Below are 13,513 nucleotides of genomic sequence, written 5' to 3'. Positions count from 1 at the left end.
CGGTAATAAAAGTATTGTGTCAGTGCAGCATTCTAAAATCATGCCCACTCTTAAACTGACACTGCTGATTTAAACCATGTACAAGCTCGTATTAATCCGCCACGGCGAATCCACCTGGAACCTTGAAAACCGCTTTACCGGCTGGACGGATGTGGACCTCACCCCTACGGGTATCGAACAAGCCAAGAACGCCGGCAAGCTTTTAAAAGCCGAAGGCTTTGCTTTTGACGTGGCCTACACCAGCGTGTTGAAACGCGCCATTCGCACCCTGTACCTTGCCTTGGACGAGATGGACTGCACGTGGTTACCCGTCATGAAAAGCTGGCGTCTGAACGAGCGCCACTACGGCGGCTTGCAGGGCTTGAACAAAGCCGACATGGCCAAGCAATATGGTGACGCGCAAGTGCTGGTCTGGCGCCGCAGCTACGACACCCCACCGCCGGAGCTAGAAGCACACGACCCCCGCAGCGAACGCGGCGACGCCCGCTACGCCAAGCTTGACACCGCCCAAGTGCCGCTGACCGAGTGTTTAAAAGACACCGTGGAGCGCGTCATTCCATTCTGGAACGAGTCCATGGCTCCAGCCATCAAAGCAGGCAAACGCATTGTGGTGGCCGCTCATGGCAACTCGATTCGTGCGCTGATCAAATATTTGGACGGCATCAGCGACCAAGACATCGTGGGCTTGAACATTCCCAATGGCATACCCCTAGTGTATGAACTGGACGACAACCTCAAACCCATTCGTCACTACTATTTGGGCGACGCTGAGGCAGCCGCCAAAGCCGCCGCAGCGTCAGCCGCTCACGGCCAGGCTTAATCGTCCCTTTTAGAGCGCGCCCATTGGACGCGTTGTATATTGAGCACATTTAGAAACTAGTTAACATTCAAGGGCAACATGCGTCAAAAACTCAAGATCGCAGGTTGGATCGCCATCGGCGCTTTGACCGGGGCACTGACCACCGTTTCACTGCAAACCGCTGCTCGTGCCAACATGGCGCCGCTGCCCCTGGAAGAACTGCAGCAACTCGCTGCCGTGTTCAGCATGGTCAAGAGCGACTACGTCGAGCCCGTAGACGAGAAAAAACTTATCAGTGACGCCATCACCGGCATGGTGGCCAGCCTTGACCCCCACTCGCAGTATTACGACAAAAAGACGTTCAAAGAATTCCGTGAAGGCACCACGGGCCGCTTTGTGGGCGTGGGCATTGAGATCACCCAAGAAGAAGGACTCATCAAAGTGGTGTCGCCCATCGAAGGCTCACCCGCTTTCCGTGCGGGCATGAAGTCGGGCGACTTGATCACCCGAATTGACGACACCGCGGTCAAAGGCCTGTCGCTCAACGAGGCGGTCAAACGCATGCGTGGCGAGCCTGGCACCAAGGTCATGCTCACCATCTTCCGCAAGGACGAAAACCGCACCTTCCCTGTGAACATCGTGCGCGAAGAAATCAAAACCCAAAGTGTCAAGGGCAAAGTGATGGAGTCTGGCTACGCCTGGATTCGCCTCAGCCAGTTCCAAGACCGCTCGGTGGACGACTTCATCAAGAAGCTGGAAGAAATTTACAAACAAGAACCCAAGCTCAAAGGTTTGGTGGTTGACCTGCGCAACGACCCAGGTGGCTTGCTGGACGCAGCAGTAGCGGTGTCTGCCATGTTCTTGCCTGAGAACATCTCTGTGGTGTCTACCAACGGCCAATTGGCTGAGAGCAAGTTTGTTTACAAAGCCTCGCCCGAGTTTTACCGCCGCAACAGCGGCAATGACCCCGTGGCCCGTATGCATCAAAACACCAAAGGCATTTACCGTACCGTGCCACTGGTGGTGTTGGTGAATGAAGGCTCGGCCTCAGCCAGCGAAATTGTGGCTGGTGCTTTGCAAGATCACAAACGTGCCACCATCATGGGCAGCCAAACCTTTGGCAAAGGCTCGGTGCAAACTGTGCGCCAGTTGGGCCCTGATACCGCCTTGAAAATCACCACCGCGCGTTACTACACACCCAATGGCCGCAGCATTCAAGCCAAGGGCATCGTGCCCGATGTGTTGCTGGACGACACCGCCGAGGGCAGCCCATTTGCCGTTTTGCGCATGCGTGAAGCCGACCTGGACAAACATTTAGAAAGCGGCCAAGGCAAAGACGCCAAAGACGCAGCCAAAGAGAAAGAAAAAGAAAAGGCTCGCGAAGAAGCCATGAAGCGTTTGGAAGAAGAATCCAAAAAGCCCAACAGCGAGCGCCGCCCACCCGAGTTTGGCAGCGACAAAGACTTCCAACTTGAGCAAGCCTTGAAGCGACTCAAAGGCCAACCCGTATTGGCCAGCAAGACGCAAAGCGAGCGCCCTGTTGCTGAGAAGAAAGACAAGTAACTCACGAGTAACTCTGCGGTGAACGACGACCAACTGCTGCGTTATTCGCGCCACATCCTGCTGGACGAGGTGGGCATCGAAGGCCAGCAGCGCTTAATTGACAGCCATGTGCTGATCGTCGGCGCAGGTGGTTTGGGTTCTCCGGTGGCGATGTACTTGGCAGCTAGCGGCGTAGGCCATATTTCGATTGCCGACCACGATGTGGTGGACCTGACCAACCTGCAACGCCAAATTGCTCACACCACCTCGCGTGTGGGTCAGCCCAAGGTCGCGTCAGCCGCACAAACCATGCTGGCCCTCAACCCCGAAGTGCGGGTAACACCGCTGGCCTACAAGCTAGACGCCGCCCAACTAGATTCCCTCGTGCCCACCGTGACCGTGGTGGTGGACTGCTGCGACAACTTTGAGACTCGCCAAGCCGTGAACGCTGCATGCGTGAAGCACAAAGTTCCCTTGGTTTCAGGCGCGGCCATTCGCATGGATGGCCAACTGGCGGTGTACGACGCGCGTGACGACAAGTCACCCTGCTACGCCTGCATCTTTCCGCCTAGCGAAGCACCCGAAGAAGTGACGTGCGCCACTATGGGCGTGCTCGCACCCCTGGTGGGCGTGGTGGGCACGATGCAAGCCATGGAGGCCGTCAAGCTTATCGCGGGCATTGGTTCGCGCTTGACGGGCCGTCTGCAAATGCTGGATGGCCGTGACATGGCATGGAACGAAGTGCGCTTGCAGCGCAACCTTAGCTGCCCGGTGTGTGGCACGACCCAAACCGCTTTCTAAACCACCTCGGCTGCAAGGCTCGCCCATCTGAAAACAAACCGAGGTGTTGCGTTTGCGCATACAGCTGCAGAGCCTCATAAGGGCCAGCGTTGTTTTTGTAACTGTATGACCACGCGTAGCCCTGCCCCACCATCCACGCGCCCACATCATTGCCTTGGCGGCTAAGTTGCGCCAGCAAACGGCCATAGCTGTCGCGTGTGCGGGCCGTCACCTCCACCACTTGGCCCAGTAGCACCGCATGCAATGCGGCGCGTGACTGCGGTCCCCAAAGCTGGCAAATCTCGGGGGCATCAATGCCCAGCAGTCGCACCTTGTGTGCCTCGCCTCCCTGCAGTGGCTGCACCCACACGGTGTCGCCATCGGTCACGTGGGTGACGATGCCGGGCCAGGCATGCGCTGGCTTGGCGGCGCACACGAACACGAACACGAACACCAAGAGCGAAGCTGCCAAAGCTCGCAACAACGCCCACATACCCTGCGTCTGTGCTGTTGTTTGCTTGCTCCACGTAAAGTTCATCAGCCGCCTCAAACCAAAAACGTATTGTGCAAACCATCGCGTATCAGATGGTGAGCCAGCCGTTACGATTGGCGGATGCGTTTTGCAAAACAATGGCTCCCATTTCTCAGTTGGCCTAAGCCTACCCCTCAACTCCTCAAGAGCGAAGCCTTTGCGGGTCTGAGCGTGGGCCTGATGGTCATTCCCCAGGGCGTGGCGTATGCGGCGCTGGCGGGCATGCCGCTGGTCACGGGCATTTATGCATCGTTGTTGCCAGCGCTGATGGCGGTGCTGTTCAGCGCTTCGCAGCGTTTGTCGGTGGGGCCTACGGCGCTCACGGCTATTTTGGTATCGGCCTCGCTCAATGGCATGGCAGCGCCTGGCAGCGCCGAGTGGGTCAACCTCACGGTGTGGCTGTCGCTCATGACGGGTTTGATGCAAGTGGTACTGGGCTTTGCGCGGTTTGGCTGGCTGCTGAACTTGGTCAGCTCGCCGGTGTTGATGGCATTCACACAGGGTGCGGGCGTGCTGATCATTTCGTCGCAAATTCCAGCGTTGTTGGGTTTGACAAACGGCTGGTCAACCCTGATCACGGGCGCTGGCATTGATTGGGCCAGCCTAGTGTTTGGCGTAGTCACAGTTGCGGTGCTGTTGTTGGCACGCCGCTGGCGGCCCACCTTCCCCACCGTGTTGGTGGTGGTGCTGGGCGCGGCGGGCGGCAGCTGGGCGCTGGGGCTAGAGGCATCTGGCACAGCGGTGGTGGGCGCGTTGCCGCAGGGCTTGCCGGCGCTATTTGTGCCCAGCGTGATTGAGTGGGATGTGCTGAAGCAGCTGGTGCTGCCCACGTTGGTCATCACGCTGGTGAGCTTTTTAGAAACTGCGTCCAGCGCCAAAGTGGACAACGACCGCAGCAGCAAACGCTGGGACCAAGACCAAGACTTGATTGGCCAAGGCTTGGCCAAAGTAGCGTCGGGTTTGTGCGGCGCGTTTCCCACCAGTTCGTCGTTCAGCCGCTCAGCGCTCAACCTGTATGCAGGCGCCCAGTCGGCGTGGGCCACCGTATTTTCGGTGGCGGTGATTTTGGTCATCCTCTTGTTCTTCACCGCCGTGTTGCAACCAGTTCCGCAGTCGGTATTGGCGGCCATTGTGGTGGCGGCGGTGCTGGGGCTCATCAAGCCGCACGCGTTTGTGAAGCTTTACAAAATTAACCGTGTGGAGGCGGCCACGGCGGTACTGACGTTTGTGATTACCTTGCTCTCGGCCCCGCGTTTGTATTGGGGTGTGCTGGCCGGTGTGGTGATGGGCCTAAGCCACTTTTTGCACACACGCTTGCACCCGCGCATCATTGAAGTCGGCCTGCACCCCGACGGCAGCCTGCGCGACCGCCACCTTTGGAAACTGCCACCCTTAGCGCCCCACCTCTACGCTCTGCGCATGGACGCCGAGCTGGACTTTGCAGCCGCCAGCACCCTTGAGCGCAACGTGATGGAGCACCTAGGCCAGCACCCTACCGTGGCCCATGTGTGCTTGTTTGCAATGCCCATCAACCGCATCGACGCCACCGGCGTGGAGAGCCTCGCCAAGCTTGAAGTCATGCTGCGCGAGCGCAGTATCAGCCTACACATCAGCGGCATGAAGCTACCAGTAGAAACCGTGCTGCGCCGCGCAGGCTGCCTGCAAGCGCATGCGGGGCTTCACTTGTATCGGACGGATACGGAAGCAATTGCGCATCTGCGGCAACTGGAGGCATTGCCTGGGGAGATGGGGTGGTTTATCTAAGCCGTAACGATCCAGCCTTCGAGCGGATCACAGTCAGGCAAGCCATAGTGCGCATCACCTGCCTCGTGCTGAGCTTGCGCCCACGCAGATTGCACCATGCACAACACTGCGTCTAGGCTGTCGCCGCTGGCATCGTCCACCAAGGTGTCGTGCTGGGCGTGGGTAAGTTTGAGGCGCAGGCCCAAACGGGTTTGACCCACTTCTAACGCCTGCAAGAGTTGTTTGCGGGCAATCAAACGCTCGGGGGTTTGCTTGGCTTTATCGTCGCTTTTGTAGGAGGTGTTGCCAATCAGTTCACGCGCCAGCAGGCCCGGGTAGGCTTCTAACGCGATGCGCAGTGACGAGGATGATGAAACAGATGGCGCAGGCTCGTCGGCCAACACAGCAGGTGCATGTAAACGCGGCAGCGTCACGCCCGCCTTAATCAGCAGCGGCACACCCGCATGCAGCATGTAGGCCACGGGCGGGTTGACCCACTTCATCGACGGGCTAGAGCCCGCAGGCGTGTCTGTGGCGCGGTGCGCAAACTTGCCGCCCACGGGTCGCGCATCACAAAAGGCTTTGAAGGTGTCGCGTATCTCGGCGCGGCTAAGTGCGGTGTAGTGCTGCATGCAGGCCAGCCAGTCGTTGGGCCAGCCTAGCGTCTGCACCAACTCACGCGGCAAGCCAAATGGCAAATCAAAACCACCCACCCACGCTTGGGGCTGTTTGAGCCAATCGGCAAACGCGGCAAGGGCGTCAAACCGCTGCAGGCTTTGCAACTGCACGCGGCCAGCCTTGGCGTGGCCGACAGCCACGACGATGGGTTTACGTTTGGAGGGGCTGCTGCTGAAGTCGCAGCCAATCAAGTTCACATCAAGCGCGACCGACGATGGACGCGGTGGCCATCAGCTCTTCTAGCAGCGCGAAGGACACATTGCCCGACACGCCGTAGGGGTCGAGCTCGGGGGTTTCGGAGTACTTCAACACGATGGACGGGTTGAGCTTGTCTAGGCGCACATGACCCATAGTCCAGCCGCCAAAGCGGCGCTCTGAGATTTCTTGATACGCCAAGACCACCACGTCTTTATGGCGTGGGTCTTTGACGATATGGGTGTAGAGCGCATTCACTTGGTTGCGGCCACCTTCGATGGCTTGCAAATAAATGCCGCCACCAAAACACAGCACGCCGGTGATGCCGTTGGCAATGTTGTGCTCGCGTGAGCTGTTCAAGATAGATTCCGTTTCGTCGGGCGTCTCAGGGTGGACAGACCGGCTCACATACAACAGACGAACGAGCATGGCATCAACCTTTAGGAATGAGAGACAAAAATTCGCGGCGCAAGTTGGGGTCTTTCAAGAAAGCACCACGCATGACCGAGTTGAGCATCTTGCTGTCCATGTCTTTCACACCGCGCCAAGACATGCAGAAGTGGCTAGCCTCCATAACGATGGCTAAGCCATCGGGCTGAGTTTTGGATTGAATCAGGTCGGCCAGTTGCACCACGGCCTCTTCTTGAATTTGAGGGCGGCCCATGACCCACTCGGCCAAGCGTGCGTATTTGGACAAGCCAATCACGTTGGTGCGTTCGTTGGGCAACACGCCAATCCAAATCTTGCCAATCACGGGGCAAAAGTGGTGGCTGCAAGCGCTGCGCACAGTGATGGGGCCGACAATCATCAGCTCGTTCAAGTGCTCGGCGTTGGGAAATTCGGTGATGGCGGGGGCTGGTACATAGCGGCCTTTGAAGACCTCTTGCAGGTACATCTTGGCCACGCGTCGGGCGGTATCGCCCGTGTTGTGGTCGTGCTCGGTGTCAATCACCAAGCTATCAAGCACGCCTTGCATTTTGACTTCGACTTCGTCAAGCAAAGCCTCCAACTCACCCGGCTGAATGAAATCAGCAATGTTGTCATTGGAATGGAAGCGTTTGCGTGCGGCGGCGATGCGCTCACGAATCTTCACTGAAACCGGCGTGCCTTCGAAGTTGTCTTTTGCTGTCATGGGGGGGATGGTATCAGCGAAGCAAAAACCTTAGACGGCGCACTCAGTATGGCTTGCCGGTCAAAAACACGCCAAAACGAAGCACAGCCGAGGCCAACGCATCCACCAAACGCTCCCACACACCACGGTTGAGATAGGCGAGCGGGTCCACGCGGGTAGCGCCTTGCTCAATGGCATTGATCAAACTGGCTTGCAAGGTTTGCGCCAAAGGCGGGTTGTGCGCCACCACATTGGCCTCACGCGCCAGCAACAAACTAAAAGGATCTAGATTGGACGAGCCCACGGTCAGCCACTTGCCGTCTACCACCGCCACTTTGGCGTGCAAAAAGCTGGCGTGATACTCATGAATTTCCACACCCGCCGTAATCAACTGGCCGTACAACTGACGCGCCGCGCGGTAGGGCACAAAATATTCGTACTGGCCTTGCAGCAACAAACGCACACGCACGCCACGACGCGCTGCCGTCGCCAGCGCTCGGCGCAAACGCAGACCCGGAAAAAAATAAGCACTGGCCACAAGGATGTCGTGTCGCGCTGCGCCAATCGCTTTGCGATAGGTGCGCTCAATGTGGGAACGGTGGCGTACGTTGTCGCGCAACACCAGCTGCGCCTCACCCAGCGCAGGAAAGTGCAAGCTTTGCGATGCCCCGCGCAAGGCGTCCATGGCACCGCTCAGGTCTTGGCTGCGCAGCTCGCGCACGGCCTCGATGCGCGACCACAGCTGCGTCATGGTGTCGTAGGCGGCCTTTACCAAAGGGCCGCGCATGCTCACGGCGTAGTCCAGCCGCGGCGACTTGAGCAAGCCTTCCACATGCGGGTCTAGGTAGTCATCCAAGATGTTGATGCCGCCACAAAACGCCACTGCGTTGTCCACCACGCACAGCTTGCGGTGCAAGCGCCGCCAACGGCTAGGCAGCCAAAATCCCAAACCCACAGCGGGTGCAAACACGCGCACTTGCACACCCGTTTGCGCAAACTGATCAGCCCACAAGGCGGGCAACTCACCCGTGCCCACACCGTCCACCACCACACACACGCGCAGACCGCGCTGCGCTGCACGCATCAGCGCACGCGCTACTTCGGCGCCTGCACCTGCAAAGTCAAAGATGTAGGTTTCTAGCAGCACCTCGTGTTGCGCGGCATCCACCGCCTTGACCATCGCCGCAAACAAATCCACACCGCCTGTCAGCAGGCTCATCTCGTGTGGCTCTGTGTGCGAGCGCTTCATGGCGCGTCCCACGCAAACTCCACCAGCAGTGGTAAGTGGTCGGACATGCGACGCCAAATGGGGCCTCGGGGCACCTGCGAGCCCAAGCGGTGCAAGCCTCGCGCATACACATGATCAAGCTGCGCCAAGGGCAAACGTGCGGGAAACGTGGGGTGTTTTTTACCCGTGTTGGTGTGCAAACCCACGTCGGCCATCTTGTGCGACACAGCGCTACCCCAGTCGTTGAAGTCACCCGCCACCAACAGCGGCGCATCGGCGGGCACTTCGCGCATGATGAAGTCGTGCAGCTGCTGCGTTTGGCGCATGCGGCTGCCAGGCAAGAGCCCCAAATGCATGACGATGACGTGCAGCTCACGCGCTTGCAATTGCAAAGTCGCATGCAACAAGCCGCGCTGCTCTAGGCGGTGGTCTGACATGTCTTCGTGGCGATGCTCCAACACGGGCCAACGGCTAAGCAACGCATTGCCATGCTCGCCGTGTTGGGTGATGGCATTGGTGCGGTACACAGGCGTGTAGCCCTCGGGCGCCAAAAAATCAGCTTGGCCCTGCTGGGGCCAGTGCTTGAAACGGCGAGCCTGTTGTCGATTAAACGCACGCACTTCTTGCAAGCACACCACGTCGGCATCAAACTGCTCCACCGCTAGGCCCAGGTTGTGTATCTCTAAACGACGCGCAGGGCCGTGGCCTTGCACGCCTTTGTGGATGTTGTAGGTGGCAACTTTAAATGTTTTCATGTTCTGCGCATAAGTGTGCCTCAACGCAGCGTGGCCCCACATAGCGACCTCTATGATGAGCCATGCTTACCTCCCCAGAAACCTTACCCAACCTTCCCACATGGCGCGCCGAAAGCGGCGCTGCTGCCCCCCGCCGCGTGGTGGCAGCTGACGACACCATGTCAGCCGACACAGCCTACCGCTTGGCCTGCGAGGGCACGGGCCTGTTGTGGCAGGGTGACTTTCACAACGCACGCCAACTGCTGCAAGCCTTGGCACGCCGCACCGAGCGCAAGCCTAAGAAAAACAAAAAGCCAGCACCCGAAGTGGCGCCCCTGCAAGTATTCAATGCCCACCGTTTAGCGCTGGGCCAACGCGCTCGCATCTTGGCCATGGTCATCGTGCCGCTGGAGGGCGACTACGCCATTCCCCTGCGCCGCGCACCCGACCTGAAGCTAGCCTGCACCGAAGCCTGGGGGCCCGCCAACGGTGAAGCCTGCATGGTGTCTATGCGCGAGTTGCTAGGCGTGGTGGGCGCACACGAGTGGCGCAAAAACGGCGTCGAAATAGCCGCCTTGGGTGACGCGCCCAACAACCGCATTCACCCGCATTACGGGGTGTTCTCGCCCGTGCGTGGCGAGTATGTCGACCTCGTGGCCAACGCGCCCATCAAAGACAAATCATTGGCCTTTGACATTGGCGTGGGCACGGGCGTGTTGTCGGCCGTGTTGGCCAAGCGCGGGGTGCAACGCATTGTGGCCACCGACCAAGACCCACGCGCCTTGGCCTGCGCGCGCGAAAACCTCAAACGCTTGCAACGCATCGACAAAGTAGAGCTGTTGCAAACCGACTTGTTCCCCGAAGGCCTTGCACCGCTGATTGTGTGCAACCCGCCGTGGGTGCCCGCACGGCCCAGCTCGCCCATCGAACACGCGGTGTATGACGAAGGCAGCCGCATGCTGCGTGGTTTCCTGGGCGGCTTGCGTGCGCACCTCGCGCCCAAGGGCGAGGGCTGGCTTATCTTGTCGGACTTGGCCGAACACTTGGGTCTGCGCAGCCGCGACGAGCTGCTGGGCTGGATCAGCGAAGCGGGCTTGCAAGTGTTGGGCCGCAGCGACATCAAGCCGCGTCACGGCAAAGCCAGCGACGACACCGACCCACTGCACGACGCACGCGCCAAAGAAGTTACTTCTCTTTGGTGCCTAGCAGCTGCCGCTTGAGCCACGCCCACAGGCTAGGCGGCTGAGCAGGGGTTGGCTTTAACGCCTCCACGGGTGGCTCAATTGACTGCAACACGGCTACAGGCGCATCAGTGGCCACCGAAGTTTCTAACAGCACTGGGCCTGCGTCTAGCGCCATGTCCATTTGCGTCAAGGCCACGGCTGGCTCTGCTTTGGCCGCTGAGGCCACAGGCAAGCCCAAGGACTTCAACACAAACTTGTTTACCGCCGCATTGAACGGCACAGGGTGAGCCGCACCCGCCACCTCCAGCACTTTGGCTTTGGGAAATTCGCGCTGCAAGTCTTTCACCTCTTTGGCGGTGCACACACCTGAATCGCTGCCGTGCACCAAACGCACCGAGCCTTTGAAGCCGCTGAGCAAGTGGCCAAACTGCATGCCCTTCCAGTCTTTGCGGTAAGGCAAATCAAAGTGCGTGGGCGACTGCACCGCCAATGCCACGCCGATGCTGACATTTAACTTTTCGGCCATCTCCTCGGGCGTGGGCAAGCGGCCTGCTTTTTTCATGCCGTCGTACAAGCCGTAAATAGCCATCCAAGGCAAATCCAAGCCAATGTCATTCAGCGTCAAACCGCTGATGTGGTTACGTGCATCGTGCGCCAAATACATCGCCAAAATGCCGCCCATGCTGGTGCCCAGCACCTCAATGCAAGGCACGGGTTGGCCCTCGGGCATGAGCTGGGTGCGAATGAAATGCTCGGTGTCTTCTAGATACACCTGCATGGTGTAGCCCTTGTCATCAGCCAACGGGCCAGAGTCGCCGCGCCCGCACAAATCAAGGCTGACCACGCGCAGGCCTTGCACCCCCTCGGCGTCTTGCAACAACGAGTCAAACGTGGCGCGGGTTTCTAAAAGCCCAGGCAAACACAGCAACACATGCGGGCTGTGCGCATCGCCCACGGCGCTGAAGGCCAAGTGGCGGTGGGCTTTGGGGATCTGAAATTGGAGAGAGGGAAATTTAGAGAGGGTCATACGTGCGAATCATCCTAGCTTATGGATGTTTAATCTTTAAAAATAATACTTTCTAGTACGATGCTAGCTCATTAATTGAGCACTTTATGAGCATTAACTGGAACGAAATTAAATCTAGGGCACTGCTTTTTAGCAAAACCTGGGCCGACGCGAGCAACGAAGACAGCGAGGCCAAGCCCTTTTGGTTGGCCTTCTTTGAAATCTTTGGCATTACCGACAAACGTGTGGCCACCTTTGAGCTCAACGTCAAAAAGCTAGGCGGCGCACAAGGCTTTGTTGATTTGTTTTGGCCCGGCGTGCTGCTGGTGGAGCACAAGTCACGCGGCAAAAACCTGGACGATGCCGTCGATCAAGCCGTGGGCTACCTGCACCACCTGACCGAGCGCGACCTGCCCCAACTGGTGGTGGTATGCGACTTTGCCCGCTTTCGCGTGCGCATTTTGGCCACGGGCGAAACCGTGGAGTTTGAGCTTCAGCACCTGCACAAACACATCAAACTGTTTGGCCTACTGGCGGGCTACAAAGTGCAAGACATTCGGGCAGAAGACCCCGTCAACATCAAAGCCGCCGAACGCATGGGCCGCTTGCACGACGCCCTCAAAGCCAGCGGCTACGAAGGCCACGCACTAGAAGTGCTGCTGGTGCGCTTGCTGTTTTGCTTGTTTGCAGACGACACCGGCATCTTTCAGCCCGCGCAATCGTTTCGCGACTTTGTAGAAGAGCGCACCGCGCCCGATGGCTCAGACCTAGGGCCACGCTTGGGCCAACTGTTTCAAGTGCTCAACACGCACGAGGCGCAGCGCAGCCATCACATTGACGAACAACTGGGCAGGTTTGCGTACATCAACGGCAAACTGTTTGAAGAAACCCTGCCCATGGCCGACTTCAGCACCGCCATGCGCGAAGCACTGCTGGATGCGTGTGCGCTCGATTGGTCGGCCATCAGCCCCGCCATCTTTGGCAGCTTGTTTCAAAGCATCATGGACGAAAAGGCCCGCCGCAACTTGGGCGCGCACTACACCTCAGAGGCCAACATCCTCAAGCTCATCAAGCCCCTTTTTCTAGACGAGCTGCACACCGAGTTTGAACGTATCAAAGGCCACCGTAACAAGCTGTTTGAGTTTCATAAAAAGCTGCGCCAACTGACGTTCTTTGACCCAGCCTGCGGCTGCGGCAACTTTCTTGTCATCAGCTACAGAGAGCTGCGCGAACTAGAGCTAAAAGTGCTGCGCGCCGACCACGAGCTAAGCGCCCACAAAGGCCAACTGAGCGTGGACGTGCATGCCCTGATTGGCGTGAACGTGGACCAGTTTTACGGCATCGAGATTGAAGAATTTCCCGCGCAAATTGCCCAAGTGGCCCTGTGGCTGATGGACCACCAAATGAACCTGCGCGTGAGCGTGGAGTTTGGTTTGTACTTTGCGCGCATCCCGCTCAAAAGCACGCCGCACATCCAACACGGCAACGCCCTGCGCGTGGACTGGCACCGCGTGCTGCCCGCCCAGCGATGCAGTTATGTGTTGGGCAATCCGCCGTTCTTGGGCAAGACCTACCAAAGCAAAGAACAAAAGGCCGACCTAGCCTTGGTGATGCACGGCATACACGGCGCGGGCGACCTCGACTTGGTGTGCGGCTGGTACGTGCTGGCCGCGCAATACCTGCAAGGGCAAGCAGGCACACAAGCCGCGTTTGTATCCACCAACAGCATCACCCAAGGCGAACAAGTGGCCGTGCTGTGGGGCGAGATGCAGCGGCTTGGCATGCACATTAACTTTGCGCACCGCACGTTTCAGTGGAGCAACGAAGCCAGCGGCAACGCGGCGGTGCATTGCGTCATCGTGGGCTTTGGGCATGACAGCCATGCTGTGAAAACCATTTACGAATACGAAGACATCAAAGGCCAACCGCATGCGGTGTTGGCCAAACGCATCAATGCGTATTTGGTGGATGCGCCTGATGT

General features: G+C 58.6%; 13 protein-coding genes. 6 read left to right on the top strand and 7 right to left on the bottom strand.

What is annotated here, in order from left to right:
- Nucleotides 1-76: 76 nt before the first annotated feature.
- The 3 genes from gpmA to ABWP81_RS07140 all read left to right on the top strand — a co-directional run bounded on the left by gpmA (nucleotide 77) and on the right by ABWP81_RS07140 (nucleotide 3,142).
- Nucleotides 77-820 carry a 2,3-diphosphoglycerate-dependent phosphoglycerate mutase gene (gpmA, locus tag ABWP81_RS07150; RefSeq protein ID WP_353140664.1) on the top strand — a complete coding sequence of 248 codons (744 nt, stop codon included), beginning with the start codon at nucleotides 77-79 and terminating at the stop codon, nucleotides 818-820.
- A 78-nt stretch (nucleotides 821-898) separates the two neighbouring features.
- On the top strand, nucleotides 899-2,362 hold the full coding sequence (locus ABWP81_RS07145; protein ID WP_353140661.1) for a S41 family peptidase: 1,464 nt from the start codon (nucleotides 899-901) through the stop codon (nucleotides 2,360-2,362).
- Nucleotides 2,363-2,380: 18 nt separating this feature from the next.
- Entirely contained in the window at nucleotides 2,381-3,142 is a 762-nt protein-coding gene (locus tag ABWP81_RS07140; RefSeq protein WP_353140658.1) for a HesA/MoeB/ThiF family protein, read from the top strand.
- On the opposite strand, the gene ABWP81_RS07135 is transcribed toward ABWP81_RS07140, so the two are convergent.
- Nucleotides 3,102-3,659: a thermonuclease family protein gene (locus ABWP81_RS07135; protein WP_353140655.1), complete on the bottom strand. Its 558-nt coding sequence runs from the start codon at nucleotides 3,657-3,659 to the stop codon at nucleotides 3,102-3,104. The genes ABWP81_RS07140 and ABWP81_RS07135 overlap by 41 nt on opposite strands.
- A 75-nt stretch (nucleotides 3,660-3,734) precedes the next feature.
- Between ABWP81_RS07135 and ABWP81_RS07130 the strand changes: the two genes are divergently transcribed.
- Nucleotides 3,735-5,417, top strand: coding sequence for a SulP family inorganic anion transporter (locus ABWP81_RS07130; RefSeq protein WP_353140652.1), 1,683 nt, complete (start codon nucleotides 3,735-3,737; stop codon nucleotides 5,415-5,417).
- On the opposite strand, the gene ABWP81_RS07125 is transcribed toward ABWP81_RS07130, so the two are convergent.
- The 5 genes from ABWP81_RS07125 to ABWP81_RS07105 are packed head-to-tail and all read right to left on the bottom strand — an operon-like array spanning nucleotide 5,414 to nucleotide 9,363.
- On the bottom strand, nucleotides 5,414-6,271 hold the full coding sequence (locus ABWP81_RS07125; protein ID WP_353140649.1) for a DUF429 domain-containing protein: 858 nt from the start codon (nucleotides 6,269-6,271) through the stop codon (nucleotides 5,414-5,416). The genes ABWP81_RS07130 and ABWP81_RS07125 overlap by 4 nt on opposite strands.
- A 1-nt stretch (nucleotide 6,272) precedes the next feature.
- Nucleotides 6,273-6,698, bottom strand: a complete 426-nt coding sequence (locus tag ABWP81_RS07120) for a BLUF domain-containing protein (protein ID WP_353136823.1) — start codon at nucleotides 6,696-6,698, stop codon at nucleotides 6,273-6,275.
- A 4-nt stretch (nucleotides 6,699-6,702) separates the two neighbouring features.
- Nucleotides 6,703-7,401 (bottom strand): GTP cyclohydrolase I, encoded by a 699-nt coding sequence (gene folE / locus ABWP81_RS07115; RefSeq protein ID WP_353136826.1) that lies wholly within the window; start codon nucleotides 7,399-7,401, stop codon nucleotides 6,703-6,705.
- 43 nt (nucleotides 7,402-7,444) lie between these two features.
- Nucleotides 7,445-8,629, bottom strand: coding sequence for a cardiolipin synthase ClsB (clsB, locus tag ABWP81_RS07110; protein ID WP_353140646.1), 1,185 nt, complete (start codon nucleotides 8,627-8,629; stop codon nucleotides 7,445-7,447).
- Nucleotides 8,626-9,363, bottom strand: a complete 738-nt coding sequence (locus ABWP81_RS07105) for an endonuclease/exonuclease/phosphatase family protein (protein WP_353140643.1) — start codon at nucleotides 9,361-9,363, stop codon at nucleotides 8,626-8,628. The genes clsB and ABWP81_RS07105 overlap by 4 nt, the downstream gene beginning before the upstream one ends.
- A gap of 62 nt (nucleotides 9,364-9,425) precedes the next feature.
- Here ABWP81_RS07105 and ABWP81_RS07100 point away from each other — a divergent pair, with 62 nt between their 5' ends.
- On the top strand, nucleotides 9,426-10,562 hold the full coding sequence (locus ABWP81_RS07100; protein ID WP_353140640.1) for a methyltransferase: 1,137 nt from the start codon (nucleotides 9,426-9,428) through the stop codon (nucleotides 10,560-10,562).
- On the opposite strand, the gene ABWP81_RS07095 is transcribed toward ABWP81_RS07100, so the two are convergent.
- Nucleotides 10,528-11,553 carry an alpha/beta fold hydrolase gene (locus tag ABWP81_RS07095; protein ID WP_353140637.1) on the bottom strand — a complete coding sequence of 342 codons (1,026 nt, stop codon included), beginning with the start codon at nucleotides 11,551-11,553 and terminating at the stop codon, nucleotides 10,528-10,530. The two genes, ABWP81_RS07100 and ABWP81_RS07095, sit on opposite strands and share 35 nt — an antisense overlap.
- Nucleotides 11,554-11,639: 86 nt before the next feature.
- On the opposite strand from ABWP81_RS07095, the gene ABWP81_RS07090 reads away from it, so the two are divergent.
- On the top strand, nucleotides 11,640-13,513 hold a 1,874-nt coding region (locus ABWP81_RS07090; protein WP_353140634.1), incomplete at its 3' end, for a DNA methyltransferase.

The sequence above is a fragment of the Limnohabitans sp. genome (assembly GCF_040401135.1).
In the GTDB taxonomy this organism is placed as follows: domain Bacteria; phylum Pseudomonadota; class Gammaproteobacteria; order Burkholderiales; family Burkholderiaceae_C; genus Limnohabitans.
This window is presented reverse-complemented; position numbering and strand designations above follow the sequence as displayed.

Coding starts and splice junctions, on each gene's coding strand:
- gpmA (WP_353140664.1), top strand. CDS start 77: ATGTACAAGCTCGTATTAATCCGCCACGGCGAATCCACCTGGAACCTT.
- ABWP81_RS07145 (WP_353140661.1), top strand. CDS start 899: ATGCGTCAAAAACTCAAGATCGCAGGTTGGATCGCCATCGGCGCTTTG.
- ABWP81_RS07135 (WP_353140655.1), bottom strand. CDS start 3,659: ATGAACTTTACGTGGAGCAAGCAAACAACAGCACAGACGCAGGGTATG.
- ABWP81_RS07130 (WP_353140652.1), top strand. CDS start 3,735: ATGCGTTTTGCAAAACAATGGCTCCCATTTCTCAGTTGGCCTAAGCCT.
- ABWP81_RS07120 (WP_353136823.1), bottom strand. CDS start 6,698: ATGCTCGTTCGTCTGTTGTATGTGAGCCGGTCTGTCCACCCTGAGACG.
- folE (WP_353136826.1), bottom strand. CDS start 7,401: ATGACAGCAAAAGACAACTTCGAAGGCACGCCGGTTTCAGTGAAGATT.
- clsB (WP_353140646.1), bottom strand. CDS start 8,629: ATGAAGCGCTCGCACACAGAGCCACACGAGATGAGCCTGCTGACAGGC.
- ABWP81_RS07105 (WP_353140643.1), bottom strand. CDS start 9,363: ATGAAAACATTTAAAGTTGCCACCTACAACATCCACAAAGGCGTGCAA.
- ABWP81_RS07100 (WP_353140640.1), top strand. CDS start 9,426: ATGCTTACCTCCCCAGAAACCTTACCCAACCTTCCCACATGGCGCGCC.
- ABWP81_RS07095 (WP_353140637.1), bottom strand. CDS start 11,553: ATGACCCTCTCTAAATTTCCCTCTCTCCAATTTCAGATCCCCAAAGCC.